15 protein-coding genes are annotated in these 14,684 nt (G+C 72.8%); 2 read left to right on the top strand and 13 right to left on the bottom strand.

Features of this window, described 5'->3' with window-relative positions:
- Positions 1-17: 17 nt before the first annotated feature.
- Genes L6241_RS11015 through fabG form a run of 6 tightly spaced genes read right to left on the bottom strand, consistent with a single transcriptional unit; the run spans position 18 to position 6,619 of the window.
- Positions 18-1,100: an acyl-CoA dehydrogenase family protein gene (locus L6241_RS11015; RefSeq protein ID WP_354587215.1), complete on the bottom strand. Its 1,083-nt coding sequence runs from the start codon at positions 1,098-1,100 to the stop codon at positions 18-20.
- Positions 1,097-2,266 (bottom strand): acyl-CoA dehydrogenase family protein, encoded by a 1,170-nt coding sequence (locus L6241_RS11010; protein ID WP_368246234.1) that lies wholly within the window; start codon positions 2,264-2,266, stop codon positions 1,097-1,099. The genes L6241_RS11015 and L6241_RS11010 overlap by 4 nt, the downstream gene beginning before the upstream one ends.
- A complete protein-coding gene (locus L6241_RS11005) occupies positions 2,259-3,476 on the bottom strand; it encodes an acyl-CoA dehydrogenase family protein (RefSeq protein WP_368246233.1) in 1,218 nt (405 codons plus the stop codon). The genes L6241_RS11010 and L6241_RS11005 overlap by 8 nt, the downstream gene beginning before the upstream one ends.
- A gap of 19 nt (positions 3,477-3,495) precedes the next feature.
- Positions 3,496-5,028, bottom strand: coding sequence for a class I adenylate-forming enzyme family protein (locus tag L6241_RS11000; RefSeq protein ID WP_368246231.1), 1,533 nt, complete (start codon positions 5,026-5,028; stop codon positions 3,496-3,498).
- On the bottom strand, positions 5,025-5,843 hold the full coding sequence (locus L6241_RS10995) for an SDR family NAD(P)-dependent oxidoreductase (RefSeq protein ID WP_368246230.1): 819 nt from the start codon (positions 5,841-5,843) through the stop codon (positions 5,025-5,027). The genes L6241_RS11000 and L6241_RS10995 overlap by 4 nt, the downstream gene beginning before the upstream one ends.
- A 14-nt stretch (positions 5,844-5,857) precedes the next feature.
- Positions 5,858-6,619: a 3-oxoacyl-ACP reductase FabG gene (gene fabG / locus L6241_RS10990; RefSeq protein WP_368246229.1), complete on the bottom strand. Its 762-nt coding sequence runs from the start codon at positions 6,617-6,619 to the stop codon at positions 5,858-5,860.
- 114 nt (positions 6,620-6,733) lie between these two features.
- Between fabG and L6241_RS10985 the strand changes: the two genes are divergently transcribed.
- Positions 6,734-7,204: a MaoC family dehydratase gene (locus L6241_RS10985; RefSeq protein ID WP_368246228.1), complete on the top strand. Its 471-nt coding sequence runs from the start codon at positions 6,734-6,736 to the stop codon at positions 7,202-7,204.
- Here the strand turns inward: L6241_RS10985 and L6241_RS10980 are convergent.
- The 3 genes from L6241_RS10980 to L6241_RS10970 are packed head-to-tail and all read right to left on the bottom strand — an operon-like array spanning position 7,194 to position 9,683.
- Entirely contained in the window at positions 7,194-7,700 is a 507-nt protein-coding gene (locus tag L6241_RS10980) for a thioesterase family protein (protein ID WP_123092267.1), read from the bottom strand. The two genes, L6241_RS10985 and L6241_RS10980, sit on opposite strands and share 11 nt — an antisense overlap.
- Complete coding sequence (locus L6241_RS10975) at positions 7,697-8,647, bottom strand: NADPH:quinone oxidoreductase family protein (RefSeq protein WP_368246226.1); 951 nt, start codon at positions 8,645-8,647, stop codon at positions 7,697-7,699. The genes L6241_RS10980 and L6241_RS10975 overlap by 4 nt, the downstream gene beginning before the upstream one ends.
- A 34-nt stretch (positions 8,648-8,681) precedes the next feature.
- The gene (locus tag L6241_RS10970) at positions 8,682-9,683 is read right to left on the bottom strand and encodes an NADP-dependent oxidoreductase (RefSeq protein ID WP_368246225.1); all 1,002 of its coding nucleotides are present in this window, start codon (positions 9,681-9,683) and stop codon (positions 8,682-8,684) included.
- A 161-nt stretch (positions 9,684-9,844) separates the two neighbouring features.
- Between L6241_RS10970 and L6241_RS10965 the strand changes: the two genes are divergently transcribed.
- Positions 9,845-10,627 (top strand): SDR family oxidoreductase, encoded by a 783-nt coding sequence (locus tag L6241_RS10965; protein ID WP_123092270.1) that lies wholly within the window; start codon positions 9,845-9,847, stop codon positions 10,625-10,627.
- Positions 10,628-10,960: 333 nt separating this feature from the next.
- Here the strand turns inward: L6241_RS10965 and L6241_RS10960 are convergent, their stop codons facing one another.
- Genes L6241_RS10960 through L6241_RS10945 form a run of 4 tightly spaced genes read right to left on the bottom strand, consistent with a single transcriptional unit; the run spans position 10,961 to position 14,657 of the window.
- Complete coding sequence (locus tag L6241_RS10960; RefSeq protein WP_191562917.1) at positions 10,961-11,638, bottom strand: TetR/AcrR family transcriptional regulator; 678 nt, start codon at positions 11,636-11,638, stop codon at positions 10,961-10,963.
- Positions 11,639-11,648: 10 nt separating this feature from the next.
- Complete coding sequence (locus tag L6241_RS10955; RefSeq protein WP_368246224.1) at positions 11,649-12,680, bottom strand: phosphotransferase family protein; 1,032 nt, start codon at positions 12,678-12,680, stop codon at positions 11,649-11,651.
- Positions 12,681-12,702: 22 nt separating this feature from the next.
- Complete coding sequence (locus tag L6241_RS10950; RefSeq protein WP_368246223.1) at positions 12,703-13,926, bottom strand: acyl-CoA dehydrogenase family protein; 1,224 nt, start codon at positions 13,924-13,926, stop codon at positions 12,703-12,705.
- A 56-nt stretch (positions 13,927-13,982) separates the two neighbouring features.
- Positions 13,983-14,657 (bottom strand): HAD family hydrolase, encoded by a 675-nt coding sequence (locus L6241_RS10945; RefSeq protein WP_368246221.1) that lies wholly within the window; start codon positions 14,655-14,657, stop codon positions 13,983-13,985.
- Positions 14,658-14,684 lie beyond the last annotated feature (27 nt).

The following is a 14,684-nucleotide window of genomic DNA, read 5'->3' as shown; positions in this document are numbered from 1 at the left end:
TCGGGGTGGTCGGGTCGTCAGAGGGTGAGGTCGAGCAGCACCGCGAGATCGGCGCGGTGGCGCTGCGGGGTGCCCAGGGCGAGCTGGTCGGACTTCGCCCGCTTGAGGCGGGTGTGCACGGGGTGCTCCCACGTCATGCCGATGCCGCCGTGCAGCTGCAGCGCCTCCTCCGCCGCGCGGACCGCGGCGTCGGAGCAGCTCACCTGGGCGAGGGCCTGGGCGACGTGCTCGTCCGGGTCGTCCTGCGCGAGCGTCGCGGCGGCGTAGCGGGCCGCGGCCTGGGCGCCGACGACGACGAGGTAGAGGTCGGCGAGGCGGTGCTTGATCGCCTGGAAGGAGCCGATCGGACGGGCGAACTGCACGCGGGTCTTCGCGTACTCGACGGTCGTCTCGAGGCACCACTGGGCCAGCCCGAGCTGCTCGGAGGCGAGCAGCGCCTGCCCGGCGCCGAGCGCGGCGTCGACGGCGGCGTCCGCCTCGACGCCGCGGGCGATCTCGCGGCCCTCGCCGGTGGCACGGACGCGGGCGAGCGGACGGGTCATGTCGAGCGAGGTGATCGCCTCGACCTCGACGTCGTCGCGGGAGAGCAGGCGAAGGGAGGTCGCCCCGTCGCGCAGCACGGGGACGACGAAGAGGTCGGCCGTCCGCCCGCCGACGAGGGCGCCCGCGACCGGCTCGACGGGGGTGCTCGGGTCGACCGCGTGCCACGCACCGCGGCGGGCGGTCCACGGCAGGACGAGGGCGGCCACCTGCTCGCCGTCGGCCAGGGCCGGCAGGCTCTCGGTGTCGCCGACGCGCACGAGCGCGGTCGTCGCGACGACGGCGCTCGTGAGGTAGGGCAGCGGGGCGACGGTGCGGCCGAGCTCCTCGAGCACGACGGCGACCTCGCGGGGCCCGGCGCCGAGACCGCCGTGCTCCTCGGGGACGAGCAGGCCGGCGAGGCCGAGGTCGGAGGCGACGGCCCGCCACAGCGCCGACACGTCGGTGCCGGGCTCGTCGTAGACCCGGGCGGGCAGGTCGTCGGGCAGCGCCCGTCGCAGCGTCGAGCGCAGGCTGTCGCGCAGCGACTCCTCGACGTCGGTGTAGAGCAGGTCGGTCATCGCGGCACGTCCTTGAAGGGGATGCCCTTGTCGGGGCGGTGGTCCGGGGGCAGGCCGAGGACGCGCTCGGCGACGACGTTGCGCATGACCTCGCTCGTGCCGCCCTCGATGGAGTTGCCCTTCGCACGCAGGTACCGGAAGCCCGGGCCGCGGCCGAGGAAGGAGGCCGAGCCGGACCGGCGCATCGTCCAGTCGTCGTAGGTCAGCCCCTCCTCCGGGGCGATCTCGAGGGCGAGCCCGCTCACCTGCTGCGCCTGCTGGGCGAAGGCGAGCTTCATCGCCGAGCTCTCCGGGCCGGGCTGACCGGCCTCGAGCTGCTGGCGCAGGCGCTCGCCGGCCAGGCGGGTCACCTCGCACTCGACCCACCAGTGCAGCAGCTCGCTCTGCGCCTCGGGCGTGCGGACCTCGGGGTCCTCGCGCCAGCGGCGGGTGACGACGCCGATCTGCCCGGCCTCGCGCTCGGCGCCGGCGCCGATGGCGACGCGCTCGTTGTTGAGCGTCGTCGTCGCGACCCGCCAGCCCTCGCCGACCGCGCCGACGCGGTCGTGGTCGGGCACCCGGACCCCGGTGAGGAAGACCTCGTTGAACTCCGCCTCGCCGGTGATCTGGCGCAGCGGGCGCACGTCGACGCCCGGGTCGCTCATGTCGAGCACGAAGTACGTCATGCCCGCGTGCTTGGGCACGGAGGTGTCGGTGCGCGCGAGGAGGATGGCGTGCTCGGCGTTGTGGGCGCCCGACGTCCACACCTTCTGCCCGTCGACGACCCAGCCGTCGCCGTCACGGACCGCCCGGGTGGCGACCGCGGCGAGGTCGGAGCCGGCGCCGGGCTCGCTGAAGAGCTGGCACCAGATCTCCTCGCAGGTGAAGAGCGGGCGCAGGTAGCGCTGCTGCATCTCCTGCGTGCCGAAGGCGAGGATCGTCGGCGCGGCCATGCCCAGCCCGATGCTGTTGCGGCCGAGGTCGGGCTCGGGGGCGCCGGCGGCGGAGAGCATCGCGTCGACCTCGACCTGCTGGCCGCGCGGGAGCCCGAGACCGCCGAGGCCCTCGGGGAAGTGCACCCACGCCAGCCCGGCGTCGAAGCGCGCGCCGAGGAAGGTCGTGGTGTCGGTCGTGCTCGGGTCGTGCGCGGCGAGGAGCTCCTCGACGCGCTGCTGCAGATCAGGCACGGGCGCTCCTGCGACGGATCTCGTGACGGGCCAGGGCGTTCTTGTGGACCTCGTCGGGCCCGTCGGCGAAGCGCAGCGTGCGCACCTGGGCGAACCACTCGGCGACGGGGAAGTCCTGGCTCAGCCCGCCGGCGCCGTGGACCTGGACGGCCTTGTCGACGATCCACTCGACGGTGCTGGGCGCGGCGATCTTGATCGCCTGGATCTCGGTGTGCGCGCCCTTGTTGCCGACGGTGTCCATGAGCCATGCGGCCTTGAGCGTGAGCAGGCGCAGCTGCTCGATGCGCACCCGCGACTCGGCGATCCACTCGCGGATGACGCCCTGGTCGGAGAGCGGCTTGCCGAAGGCGACCCGCTCGGCAGCGCGGTCGATCATCAGCTCCAGCGAGCGCTCGGCGATGCCGATGAGGCGCATGCAGTGGTGGATGCGGCCGGGGCCGAGACGGGCCTGCGCGATGGCGAAGCCCTCGCCCTCGCCGCCGATGAGGTTGCTCGCCGGCACCCGCACCTCGGCGAAGTCGATCTCGGCGTGGCCGCCGTGGTCGCGGTCGTCGTAGCCGAAGACCTTCATGCCACGCCGGACGTCGACCCCGGGGGTGTCGCGCGGGACGAGGATCATCGACTGCTGGCGGTGCCGGTCGGCGTCCGGGTCGGTCTTGCCCATGAGGATGAAGACCTTGGCGTCGGGGTTCATCGCGCCGGAGATGTACCACTTGCGCCCGGTGATGACGTACTCGTCGCCGTCGCGCACGATCGAGGTCTCGACGTTCGTCGCGTCCGAGCTCGCGACCCGCGGCTCGGTCATCGCGAAGGCGGAGCGGATCTCCCCGTCGAGGAGCGGGCGCAGCCACTGCTCCTTCTGCTCGTCGGTGCCGAACATGTGCAGCACCTCCATGTTGCCCGTGTCGGGCGCGGCGCAGTTCGTCGCGACCGGCGCGATGTGCAGGCTGCGGCCGAGCACCTCGCACAGCGGGGCGTACTGGAGGTTGGTCAGCCCCGCTCCTTCCTGCCCGGGCAGGAAGAGGTTCCACAGCCCCCGGCTGCGCGCCTCCCCCCTGAGCCCGTCGACGACCGGCGGGGGCGACCACCGGTCCGGGGCCGCGTCGAGCTGCTCCTGGTAGGTGGCCTCGGACGGGTAGACGTGCTCGTCCATGAAGTCGACGAGCCGCTCGCGCAGGCTCGTGGTGGTCTCGTCGAGGGCGAAGTCCACGACGGCTCCCTTCGGTCGGTCAGGCGGTGGGTGTGCTCGCGCGGGAGGGGCGCTGGCCGCTCCGGGCGATGTCGGTCCGGTCGATGTCGCGCTTGAGGATCTTGCCGGTGGCCCCCTTCGGGAGCTCCTCGACGAGCTGGTAGATGCGCGGCACCTTGTAGGCGGCGAGCCGCTCCTCGAGCCAGGCCCGCAGCTCGGCGGGGTCGAGGGTCGTGCCGTCCTGCGGGGAGATGACGGCGGCGAGCTCCTCGCCGAGCCGCTCGTCGGGCACCCCGATGACGGTGGCCTCGCGGATGCCGGGGTGGCCGTAGAGGACCTCCTCGACCTCGCGGGGGTAGACGTTGTATCCGCCGCGGATGACGAGGTCCTTCTTGCGGTCGACGATCCACAGGTCGCCGTCCTCGTCCATCCGGCCGATGTCGCCGGTGAGGAACCACTCGCCGGAGCGCACCTCGTCGGTCGCCTCCGGCCGGCCCCAGTACTCGCGCATGACGACCGGGCCGCTGATGGCGACCTCACCGGTCTCGCCGGGCGGCAGCGGGCGACGGTCGTCGTCGAGGACCGCGAGCGCGCACCCGGGCAGGGCCCGGCCGACGCTCATCTCCTTGCGCGGGTGCTCGGCCCGGTTGAAGGTGGCCGCGCCCGTCGTCTCGCTCAGCCCGTAGCCGTCGAGGACCATCGCGCCGAAGCGGTCGCGGAAGGCCTTGGCAACCTCGAGCGGCAGGGCGGCGCCGCCGGAGCAGGCCAGGCGCAGGTCGGCGAGGTCGTCCGCGGTGACGTCGGTGTCGGCGTGGAGCATCGCGTTCCACATCGTCGGCACCCCGGCCACCCCGGTGAGGCGCTGGTCGGCGGCCATCCGCAGCAGGGCCCTCGGGTCGAAGGGGCGCAGCAGCGACAGGCTGCCGCCGGCGGTCCACGTCGTGAACATCACCGCGGCCTGGCCGAAGACGTGGAAGAGCGGCAGCGCCGTGCCCATCCGGTCATCGGCCGTGAGGTCGAGCGCCTCCGCGAGGGCGGCGCCGCAGGACAGGAGGTTGCCGTGGGTGAGGACCGCGCCCTTCGGCGTGCCGGTCGTGCCCGAGGTGTAGAGCAGGACCGCGGCGTCGTCGACGCCGGCGGCGGCCGGGTCGATCGCCGGCCCCTCGGCCGGGACGGCACCGGGCTCGAGGACCCACAGCGGGATGTCGGTGTCGGCGGCGGTGCGGGTCACGGCCTCGGCGCCCTCGTGCCAGCCGAGGGCGTAGGTGCACCCGGCGTCGCGCACGAAGTGCTCGAGCTCGCGCGGCGTGCACAGCGGGTTGACCGTCACCGCGGTCGCGCCGAGCGCGAGGAGCGCGTGGTAGGTGAGGACGAACTCGGCGCTCGTCGGCACGACGACGAGCACCCGGTCGCCGGGGCGGACCCCGCGACGGGCGAGCTCGGCGGCCGCGCCGCGGACCCCTTCGCGCAGCTGGGCGAAGGTCCACGACCTCTCGCCCTCGCGCAGGGCGACGGCGTCGGGGCGCTCCTGCGCCCCGGCCCACACGAGCGAGGCGGCGTTCTGCGTGCTCATCGGCCCTCCAGGGTGCGGTTGTAGCGCTGCATGCCACGGATCCAGCGGTCGTGGTCGTCGACCTTGCGCCGCTGGTACTCGGCGACCTCCGCGTGCGGGAGGACGAAGAAGGTCTCGTCCGTGAGCGCGGCGACGACCGCGTCGGCGACGACGAGCGGGTCGAGCACGTCGCCGGCACCGGTGACGGCCGCGGCGGCGAGGGCTCCCCCGTCGCCGGCGTCGGGCGACATGCCGGTGCGCAGCATCTCGGTGTCGACGCCCATCGGGCACAGGCAGCTGACGTGCACGCCCTGGTCGCCGTACGTGATGGCGAGCCACTCGGCGAAGGCGACGGCTCCGTGCTTGCTCACGGAGTAGGTCGCCGACCCGAGCTGGGTGAGCAGGCCGGCGGCCGAGGCGGTGCTCACGAAGCAGCCCTGCCCGCGCTCGACCCACCCGGGCACGAGCTGGCGGGCGGCGCGCACGTGCGCGCGGACGTTGACGTCGAGGGCGAGGTCCCACTGCGCCTCGGTGGCCGACAGACCGGAGCCGTCGCCGACCCCGGCGTTCGCCGCGTAGATGTCGACGGGCCCGTGGGCCTCCTCGGCGGCGGCGATGCTCGCCGCGATGTCGTCCTCGGACGAGGCGTCGCCGGCGACGGCGATCACCTGCTCGTGGCCGAGGTCACGCAGGCGCTGCGCGCTCGCCTCGAGACGGCTCGCGTCGAGGTCGGTGATCATGACGGCGGCTCCCCCTTCGAGGAGGCGCTGCGCGAGGGCGGCACCGATGCCGCCCGCGGCGCCGGTGACGACGGCGCTCGTGCCGGAGATCTCCATGTCGTCCTCTCCCCTCAGTCGCAGGGTCCGCCGGCGACGTAGAGCACCTGACCGGTCGTGAAGCCGGCGCCCTCGCTGACGAAGAAGGAGGCGGCGTGGGCGATGTCCTCGGGCCGGCCGGTGCGGGCCACGGCGGCCTGCGAGGCGGCGGCCTTCTTGAGGTCCTCGAAGTCCATGCCGATGCGCGCCGCGGTCTCGGCGGTCATCTCGGTCTCGATGAAGCCGGGGGCGATCGCGTTGGCGGTGACGCCGAACTTGCCGAGCTCGATGGCGAGGGTCTTGGTGAAGCCCTGCAGACCCGCCTTCGCCGCGGAGTAGTTGACCTGGCCGCGGTTGCCCTGGGCGGAGGTCGAGGAGAGGTTGACGACGCGGCCGAATCTCGCCTGGGTCATGTAGCCCTGGCAGGCCTTGGTCATGAGGAAGGCGCCGCGCAGGTGGACCGCCATGACGGAGTCCCAGTCGGAGAGCTCCATCTTGAAGATGAGGTTGTCGCGGATGATGCCCGCGTTGTTGACGAGCACCGTCGGGGCGCCGAGCTCCTCGGCGACGCGGCGCACGGCGACCTCGACCTGCTCGGGGTCGCTGACGTCGGCACCGACGGCCAGCGCCCGTCCCCCGTCGGCCTCGATCTGCTCGACGACGCCCTGGCAGGCGGACTCGTCGAGGTCGAGGACGGCGACGGCCAGGCCGTCGGAGGCCAGACGGCGGGCGATGCCGGCGCCGATGCCTCGCGCCGCACCGGTGACGACGGCGACGCGCTGCTGCGGGGTGGTCATACGAGCTCCTTCGATCGACGACTGCTGCTCTCGCACCATACTTGAACCCGTCTTCATGTTCAATTACGTTGGCGTCATCACCCATCGGCATCTCGACCCCCTCAAGGAGCACCCATGACCGACATCGCCCAGCGCCGCCCGACGTCCGTGCAGGACCTCAAGGACCTCCTCGGCGTCACCCTCGGCCCGACGCAGTGGCACACGGTCGACCAGGCGAAGATCGACGCCTTCGCCGAGCTCACCGGCGACCACCAGTGGATCCACGTGGACCCCGAGCGCGCGGCCGACAGCCCCTTCGGCTCGACGATCGCGCACGGGCTCTACAGCCTGGCGCGCACCCCGGCCTTCCTCGAGGAGCTCATGGCCTTCGACGGCTTTGCGCACAGCCTCAACTACGGCTACGACCGGGTGCGCTTCATCCACCCGCTGCCCGTCGGCTCGCGGATCCGGCTGCACGCCGAGCTGACGAAGGTGGAGGAGACCAAGCCCGGTCAGGTCAACGTCGTGACGACGCTGACCGTCGAGGCCGAGGGCATCGACAAGCCGATCCTCGTCGCCGAGTCGATCGGTCGCTTCAGCGCCTGACCCCGACGGCCCCGCTCGTCGGGGCCGGCCAGGGCAGCTCCTCGTGGGCCCTCACCGCGTCGTCGATCCTGGCGGCGAGGGTGGGGGCCCACGAGCACGCCCGGCGGGTCGTCAGGTCGACGTGGGCCTCGAGCATCTCGAGGACGTTGACCACCCGTCCGGTCGTGCGGTCGACGACGAAGGACATCGCGTGGAGCACCTTGTCGCCGCGGGCGACCCAGCGCAGGTGCACGCTCACCTCGTCGCCGACGTGGACCTCGTCGAGGTAGCGGATGTGCTGCTCGACGCTGAAAACGCTCTGGCCCGTGGAGGTCCGGTAGTCGTCGTCGAGCCCGATGGCGGTGAGCGCCGCGTGGGCGCCGCGCATGTGCAGGTCGTAGAAGCGGCGCACGTTGACGTGGCCGTTGCCGTCCTGCCACTCCGGGGGCGCGACCTCGACGAGGGCGGCCGGCAGGGCGAGGACGTCCTCGACGGCGGGCCGGGCGACGACGCTCATGGCCGCAGGAGGACCTTGCCGACGACCTGGCGCGTCTCGAGCGAGCGCAGCGCGGCGGAGGCGTCGTCGAGCGGGTGGGTCGAGCCGACGAGGGGGGCGAGGGTGCCGCTGCGCAGGTGCGGGAGCATCGCCTCCCACTCCGTCGCGACGTGGCCGGGACGGGCCAGGGCGTAGGCGCCCCACCCGACGCCGACGGTGTCGACGTTGTTGAGCAGCAGGCGGTTGACCTTGACGGTGGGGATCTCGCCGGCGGTGAAGCCGATGACGAGCAGCCGACCCTGCTCGCGCAGCACCCGCAGCGAGTCGGTGAAGCGGTCGCCGCCCACCGGGTCGACGACGACGTCGACGGTGCGGCCGACCGCCTCGCGGAAGGCGTCGGCGAGGACGACCTCGTCGGCGCCGGCGCGGGTCGCGACCTCGCCCTTCTCGGCGGTGGAGACGACGGCGACGACGCGGCCGGCCCCGAAGGCCTTGGCGACCTGGATCGCCGCGGTGCCGATGCCCCCGGCGGCGCCGTGGACGAGGACGCCCTCCCCCTTCGCCAGGCGTCCGCGCTCGACGAGCGCGAAGTAGGCCGTGCAGTAGTTGAAGAGGAAGGCCGCCCCGGCGTCGAGCTCGACCTCGTCGGGCAGGACGAAGGTGAGGTCGGGACGCGCGAGCACCTCCTGCGCGAAGCCACCGAGCAGGGTGAGCGCGGCGACCCGGTCGCCCTCGCGCAGCCCGCTGCCCTCGGGGGCGGAGATCACCGTGCCGGAGACCTCTGCCCCGGGGACGAAGGGGAGGTCGGGCTTGACCTGGTAGAGACCTCGGGTCTGGAGCAGCTCGGGGAAGGCGACGCCGGCCGCGTGGACGCGGATGCGCACCATCGACTCGTCGTGCGGCTCGGGCAGCTCGACGACCTCGATCGCGTCGGGGCCCTCGAGGGTGGAGATGTGGATTGCGCGCATGGGGGTGTCCTGTCGTCGGTCGGTCGGGCGGGTGTCAGACGGCGAGCAGCAGCTTGCCGGTGTTGACCCCGTCGAAGAGGCCGAGGAGGGCCTGCGGGAAGCCGGCCACTCCCCCGTCGAGGGTGGTCTCCGTCGCGACGAGCCGACCCTCGCGGATGAGCTCGGAGATCGCGGCGACGCCCTCGGGGTAGCGCTCGAGGTAGTCCATGACGAGGAAGCCCTGCATCGTCGCGCGGAAGACGAGCAGTGATATGTAGCGCCGCGGGCCCTCGGGCAGGCGCTCCTCGTTGTACGTCGAGATCGCGCCGCAGATTGCGATCCGTGCGCCGCGGGCGAGGTTGGCCAGGGCGGCGTCGAGCAGCTCGCCGCCGACGTTGTCGAAGTAGACGTCGACCCCGTCCGGGGCGGCGCGGCGCACCTGGCGCAGCAGGTCGCCGTCGCGACGGTCGATGACCTCGTGCAGGCCGAGCTCGCGCAGCCAGGCGACCTTGTCCGGTCCGCCGGCGACACCGATGACGCGACACCCCTTCGCCAGGGCGAGCTGGGCGACGACGCTGCCGACCGCCCCCGCGGCGGCCGAGACGAGGACGGTCTCGCCGGGCTGGGCCCGGCCGACGTCCTCGAGCCCGAAGTAGGCGGTCATGCCCGGCATGCCGAGCGCGCCGAGCCAGGTGGCGAGCGGCGCGACGTCGAGGTCGACCTTCGTCACGCCGCGGCCGTCCGAGAGCGCGTGCTCGCGCACGCCGAAGGTGCCCGTCACCGTGTCGCCGACGGCGAAGTCCTCGTGCTGGCTGGCGACGACCGTGCCCCCGGCGAAGGCCCGCATGACCTCGCCGATGCCGACGGGCGGGATGTAGGAGCGCACGTCGTTGAGCCACCCGCGCATCGCGGGGTCGAGCGAGATGAGCTCGAGACGCACGACGAGCTCGCCGGGGCCGGGGTCGGGGACTTCGGTGGTCGCGATCTCCCACGTGCTGTCGTCGGGCCGCCCGGCGGGGCGCTGGGCGAGGCGGACCTCCTGCGAGGACCAGGTCATGTCGGCTCCTGCGATGCGTCGGACGGGCGCCGGACGGCGGCCCGCGCTCACCCTCGCAGAATCTGAACCCGAGTTCAACTGATCCTTGAACCCCGATTCAGGTTGAGTTACGGTCCCCGTGACCGGCGCGCACGCGCACCTGCCCAGCCCCAAGGACGCCCATGGACCTCTCCTCGCTCTTCTCCCTCGACGGTCGCGTCGCCCTCGTCACCGGCGGCTCGCGCGGCATCGGCCTGATGATCACCCAGGGCCTGCTCTCGCAGGGTGCGACCGTCTACATCACCGCCCGCAAGGCCGAGGCGGCGCAGGCCGCCGCGCAGGAGCTGAGCGCCGAGCACGGCGAGGGCCGGTGCGTCGCGCTGCCCGCCGACGTCTCGACGACCGAGGGCATCGCCGGTCTGCTCGCACAGCTGCGCGAGCACGAGGACCACCTCGACGTCCTCGTCAACAACGCCGGGGCGGCCTGGGCCGAGCCCTTCGACGAGTTCCCCGAGAGCGGCTGGGACAAGGTCATGGACCTCAACGTCCGCACGCCCTTCTTCCTCACCCAGGCGGCCAAGGACCTGCTCCTCGCCGGGCACGCCCGCGGCCATCTCGCGAAGGTCGTCAACATCGCCTCGATCGACGGCCAGTCGCTCAACCCGCTCGAGACGTACTCGTACCACGCCAGCAAGGCCGGCCTGATCCACCTCACCCGCCGGATGGCCGTGCGCCTCGCCCCGGAGGGCATCGTCGTCAGCGCCATCGCGCCCGGCGCCTTCGCGTCCTCGATGAACAAGGAGGCGCGCGACCACGGCGACGAGGTCGCCGGCCAGATCCCCTCGGGCCGCATCGGCCGCCCCGAGGACATGGCGGCAGCCGCCGTCTACCTCGCCTCCGACGCCGGCGACTACGTCGTCGGCGAGACCCTCACCGTCGACGGCGGCGTGACGATCAACCGCTGACGACGAGACGAAGGGGGGTCCGCCGGCCCGGCGGACCCCCCTTCGCGCGTCCCGGTGGCCGCTCAGCAAGAGAAACCCCGGCTCCGCACGGGTTTCTTTCTCATGCTGACCCGGGGTTTATCGGGTGACCCGAGAAACTTGAGAAAGGTGAGGCCTGGCCTGGGGCTCGAGGTCTGCGGACGACGACGAAGGGGGGTCCGCCGGCTCGGCAGACCCCCCTTCGCGCGTCTGCGTGACCGCTCAGCAAGAGAAACCCCGGCTCCGCACGAGTTTCTTACTCATGCGGACCCGGGGTTTATCGGGTGACCCGAGAAACTTGGGACAGGTGAGGTCTCAGTCGGCGCGCAGCTCCGGGGAGGTGAGGCCGAGGGCGTTGGTCCACAGGCGGGTGGCGGTCTCGACGAGGTCGTCGACCCGCTCCTCGTCGTCGATGACGAAGACGTCGTAGGCGAGGCGGGCGATCATGCCCGAGAGGGCCTTGGCCGCCATCTCCGGGTCGACCTGGCGGTCGGCGAGGCCGCGGGCCTGGAGGTCGGAGATGGCGCGGGCGTTGCGGGTGACGAAGGCCGCAGACCGGGCCCGGCGCATCTCGCGGAAGCGGGGGTCGACGGCCGAGACCTGCTGCAGCAGCTGGTTGAGCCGGGCGTTGCGGCGGTAGGCCTCGAAGTAGGCGCGGTTGCTCGCCCCGATGATCGCGACGGGGTCGTCGCTCGTCTCGATCCGTCCGGTGCCCGGGTGGAGCATGTCGCTCTGCGCCTCGTGCAGGACCGCCGCGAAGACCTCGTCCTTGCTGTCGAACCACGTGTAGAAGCTGCCGATCGAGCACTTCGCCTCGGCGACGATGTCGACGAGGCGCGAGTCGACGTAGCCGTCGCGCTCGAAGACCGTGCGCGCCGCCCGCACGAGGTTGTCGCGGGTGCGCTGCCCACGCGCGGTCTGCGGCTGGGTGCCCAGGCGCTGCGGGTCGACGAGGTCGGGCACCTCGGTGCCGGTGTCGCTGTCGGCGGGCATGGCGACCACCCTAGTGCTCCTCGTCGAGCACGAGGTGGGCGTAGCTGACGAGCTCGTCGACGGTCTGGGCGGGGATCGCCCCGGCCGCGGTGAGGTTGCGCGGGTCGTCCTGCTGACGGCGGCGCACGCCCTCGAGGATGATCGCGAGCTTCCACAGCCCGAGCCCGTGCCAGAAGGTCACCGCGCTCACGTCGCGCCCGCTGCGCGCCGCGTAGTGCTCGACGAGCTCGTCACGGGTGGCGAAGCCCGGCACCGTTGAGGCGTCGAAACGCATCGTCGGCGGGTCGCCCGGCATCGGCCAGTACGCGAGCAGCGTGCCGAGGTCGGCGAGCGGGTCGCCGAGCGTGCACAGCTCCCAGTCGAGGATCGCGCGGACGGCGGCGTCCTGCGGGTCGATGATGACGTTGCGCAGGTGGCTGTCGCCGTGGACGAGCGCCACCTCGCCCGGGCCGGGGTCGCGCTCGACCAGCCGCTGCGTGAGCGACTCGAGCTCGGGCAGCTCGCGGGTGCGCGAGAGCTCCCACTGCTGCGACCAGCGGCGCAGCTGACGCGCCCCGTACGGCTTGTGGCTGGCCAGGTCGGCCAGGCCGACGGCCTCGAGGTCGACCTCGTGGATGCTCACGAGCGTCTCGACGAGGCTGAGACCGACCCGGTGACGCGCCTGCGGCGAGAGCAGCTCGGCGTCGGAGCGGTCGTCGAGGACCGCCCCGTCGACGAAGGACACGGCGAGCACCGGCACGTCGGCGACGGTCGGGTCCTCGCACAGCCCGTGCACGACGGGCACGGGCACGTCGGTGCCCTGCAGCGCCGAGAGGATCCGGTGCTCACGGGCCACGTCGTGGGCCGAGGCGAGCAGCTCGCCGAGGGGCGGGCGCCGCAGGACGACCCGCTCCCCCGTCGCGTCGGTGACGAGGAAGGTGAGGTTGGACTGGCCGAGACCGACCCGCGCCACCTCCAGCGGCGGGGTCACCCCCGCCCGCTCCTGCAGCCACCGTCCGACGGCCTCGGCGTCGAGACCCTCGACCTCGGCGTGCTCGCTCATCGCGTCCCTCTCGTCCTGCGCCTCAGCGCTTCCGACCCCGCTCGGGGCTGCGCCGGCGGTACTCGCGCCGCGCGATGGTCATCTTGTGCACCTCGTCCGGCCCGTCGGCCAGACGCAGCGTACGCATGTGGGCGTACCACATGGCCAGCGGGAAGTCGTCGCTCACGCCACCGCCGCCGTGCACCTGGATCGCCCGGTCGAGGACCTTGAGCGCGACGTTGGGGGCGGCGACCTTGATCGCGGCGATCTCGGTGCGGGCCTGCTGGTTGCCGACCGTGTCCATGAGGTAGGCCGTCTTGAGCGTCAGCAGGCGGACCATCTCGATGTCGATGCGCGACTCGGCGACCCAGTCCTGGACGTTGCCGCGGTCGGCGACCGGCTGGCCGAAGGTGACGCGCGACTGGGCGCGGTCGATCATCATGTCGAGCGCGCGCTCGGCGACGCCGATGGCGCGCATGCAGTGGTGGATCCGGCCGGGACCGAGACGGGCCTGGCTGATCATGAAGCCGTCGCCCTCGCCGGCGAGCAGCGCCTCGCGGGGCACGCGGACGTCCTCGAAGACGACCTCGGCGTGACCCTCGCGGTCCATGTAGCCGAAGACGGGCAGCCCGCGCACGACGCGCACGCCCGGGGTGTCGAGCGGGACGACCATCATCGACTGCTGACGGTGGGTCGGCGCGTCCGGGTCGGTCTTGCCCATGACGATGAGCACCTTGCAGTTCTTGTGCAGGGCGTTCGAGGTCCACCACTTGCGGCCGTTGATGACGTACTCGTCGCCGTCGCGGACCATCGAGGTCTCGATGTTCGTCGCGTCCGAGCTCGCGACGGCCGGCTCTGTCATCGCGAAGGCCGAGGCGATCTTGCCGTCGAGGAGCGGGCGCAGCCAGCGCTCCTTGTGCTCGTCGGTGCCGAAGAGGGTGAGCACCTCCATGTTGCCCGTGTCGGGCGCGTTGCAGTTGATCGCCTCGGGCGCGATCTCGAGGCTGCGACCGGTGATCTCGGCGAGGTGCGCGTACTCGAGGTTGGTCAGGCCCGGGCCCCACTCGGGGTGGGGGTGGAAGAGGTTCCACAGCCCCCGGCTGCGCGCCTCGGCCTTGAGGTCCTCGAGGACCTGCGGGTGGTGGTTGGCGTCGCCGGACGCGGCCATCTGCTCGCGGTAGACCGGCTCGGCCGGGTAGACGTGCTCGTCCATGAAGGCGAGCAGCTTGTCGCGGTACTCCTGGCCGCGCTCGCTGAGTTCGAACATCGTGACCGTCCTTGGGTGTGGTGGGTCGAAGGGGGCGTCGAAGGGGTGTCGCGTGGTCAGGGGGTCGCCGGGTCGGGCAGCCCGAGGCTGCGCCGCACCTGCGGGGCGGAGAGCGCGGCGTCGCGGTGGTGGACGCCGAGGACGCCGAGGCGGGCCGCGCCGGCGAGGTTGTGCTCGAGGTCGTCGACGAGCACGCACTCCTGCGGCGCGACGCCGAGCCGCTCGCAGGCGATGGCGTAGATCCGCCGCGAGGGCTTGCGCACGCCGACCCGGCTGGAGATCACGGCGACGTCGAAGAGCTCGTCGAGGTCGACGCGGTCGTAGCAGCCGCTGCCCAGCGAGTTCGACACGAGCGCGACGGGGATGCCGGCGGCCCGGACCTCGCGGACGAGGTCGATCATCGCGGTGTCGAGCTCCATGTGGGCGTCGAGGGTGGCGAGCAGACTGCGGTCGGGCAGGTGCCCGCCGGCGCGCACGACCGCGGCGCCGAGCGCCTCCTCGAAGCCGGCGTCGTCGAGCCGGCCCTCCTCGTGCTCGACGAGCGCGCTGCGCGCCTGCTCGTCCTGCGTGAGCAGGCGCAGGGCCTCCCCCTTCGCCAGCCCGCACTCCTGGCTGAGCGCGGCGAAGGCGTCGAGGACGGGGCTGGTGAGCACGCCGCCGAAGTCGACGAGCAGGGCGGTGCGGGTCACGCTCTCGTCGAGGGCGCCTGGGGTGGTCGCGGCGCTCGTCATCGTGTCTCCTTCGCGGTGAGGTGACTC

Source organism: Janibacter sp. Y6, assembly GCF_040900765.1.
GTDB classification, from domain to species: Bacteria; Actinomycetota; Actinomycetes; order Actinomycetales; family Dermatophilaceae; genus Marihabitans; species Marihabitans melonis.
Note: the sequence above shows the minus strand (reverse complement) of the source record. Positions and strands in the feature narration are given on the sequence as shown.

What these genes read in the sequence shown, in the direction of transcription:
- L6241_RS11015 (WP_354587215.1), bottom strand. Translation starts at nt 1,100, where the DNA reads ATGACCGACCTGCTCTACACCGACGTCGAGGAGTCGCTGCGCGACAGC.
- L6241_RS11000 (WP_368246231.1), bottom strand. Translation starts at nt 5,028, where the DNA reads ATGAGCACGCAGAACGCCGCCTCGCTCGTGTGGGCCGGGGCGCAGGAG.
- L6241_RS10995 (WP_368246230.1), bottom strand. Translation starts at nt 5,843, where the DNA reads ATGGAGATCTCCGGCACGAGCGCCGTCGTCACCGGCGCCGCGGGCGGC.
- fabG (WP_368246229.1), bottom strand. Translation starts at nt 6,619, where the DNA reads ATGACCACCCCGCAGCAGCGCGTCGCCGTCGTCACCGGTGCGGCGCGA.
- L6241_RS10985 (WP_368246228.1), top strand. Translation starts at nt 6,734, where the DNA reads ATGACCGACATCGCCCAGCGCCGCCCGACGTCCGTGCAGGACCTCAAG.
- L6241_RS10980 (WP_123092267.1), bottom strand. Translation starts at nt 7,700, where the DNA reads ATGAGCGTCGTCGCCCGGCCCGCCGTCGAGGACGTCCTCGCCCTGCCG.
- L6241_RS10975 (WP_368246226.1), bottom strand. Translation starts at nt 8,647, where the DNA reads ATGCGCGCAATCCACATCTCCACCCTCGAGGGCCCCGACGCGATCGAG.
- L6241_RS10970 (WP_368246225.1), bottom strand. Translation starts at nt 9,683, where the DNA reads ATGACCTGGTCCTCGCAGGAGGTCCGCCTCGCCCAGCGCCCCGCCGGG.
- L6241_RS10965 (WP_123092270.1), top strand. Translation starts at nt 9,845, where the DNA reads ATGGACCTCTCCTCGCTCTTCTCCCTCGACGGTCGCGTCGCCCTCGTC.
- L6241_RS10960 (WP_191562917.1), bottom strand. Translation starts at nt 11,638, where the DNA reads ATGCCCGCCGACAGCGACACCGGCACCGAGGTGCCCGACCTCGTCGAC.
- L6241_RS10955 (WP_368246224.1), bottom strand. Translation starts at nt 12,680, where the DNA reads ATGAGCGAGCACGCCGAGGTCGAGGGTCTCGACGCCGAGGCCGTCGGA.
- L6241_RS10950 (WP_368246223.1), bottom strand. Translation starts at nt 13,926, where the DNA reads ATGTTCGAACTCAGCGAGCGCGGCCAGGAGTACCGCGACAAGCTGCTC.
- L6241_RS10945 (WP_368246221.1), bottom strand. Translation starts at nt 14,657, where the DNA reads ATGACGAGCGCCGCGACCACCCCAGGCGCCCTCGACGAGAGCGTGACC.